Consider the following 849-nt stretch of genomic DNA (forward strand, 5'->3'; position numbering starts at 1 on the left):
GTATTCTCTTGTCCCAACATCTTCAGGCCCGCGCCCGCCCATGCTGCCGGTGTCAATGACGTGCGACGACATGTCATGACGAGCAGCAGCGACAGGGCGGCACCCGGGTCCCGCGTGTTGGCAAGCCGTTCCACAGCCTCACCCATCGCGCTCGTCCATCGTTCTTCACCGGTCCTTCTCATGCGTCTTCGGCGGCTCAGCGCCGGCGGCGCGCCGCAGCCTTTGCGCTGTGGGGCGGGTCCGGCGTGAGCCCTGGTCATTGAATCCGTATCGCGTCGACAGACCACAAGAAGGGGTATCCATGCAAGCAGTCAGCAACGTCACTCCCAACGCCGCCTCCTCCACCAGCAGCACGCCGCGCAGCGGCACCGGCCCCGCGGCCTCCGCGTCGGCCTACCAGGGCTACCAGATCATCCGCCGCAACGGCGCGGTCGTGTCCTTCGAACCCAACAAGATCGCCGTCGCCCTGATGAAGGCGTTCCTCGCCGTGCACGGCACGCAGGGCGCGGCCTCGGCCAGCGTGCGCGAGACGGTCGACGGGCTGACCGAATCGGTCGYGCGCGCGCTGCTGCGTTCGCGCCCGGGCGGCGGCACCTTCCACATCGAGGACGTGCAGGACCATGTCGAACTCGGCCTGATGCGCGGCGGCCACCACGAGGTGGCGCGTGCCTACGTGCTGTACCGCGAGCGCCGTTCGCAGGAGCGTTCGAAGCAGGGCCACGTGGCCGCGGCCGCCGCCGAGCCGGCGCTGATGGTGATCGACCGCGGCCAGCGCGTGCCGCTCGACTTCGCCCGCCTGCAGGTGCTGATCGAATCGGCCTGTGCCGACCTGGGCGCCGACGTGAAGCC

1 protein-coding gene is annotated in these 849 nt (G+C 69.6%); it reads left to right on the forward strand.

Features of this window, described 5'->3' with window-relative positions; translation table 11 throughout:
* Positions 1-301 precede the first annotated feature (301 nt).
* A partial coding sequence (locus AC1D15_RS35010; RefSeq protein WP_477829700.1) for an ATP cone domain-containing protein occupies positions 302-849 on the forward strand: 548 nt, incomplete at its 3' end.

It is taken from the genome of Rhizobacter sp. P2_H2 (assembly GCF_056403375.1).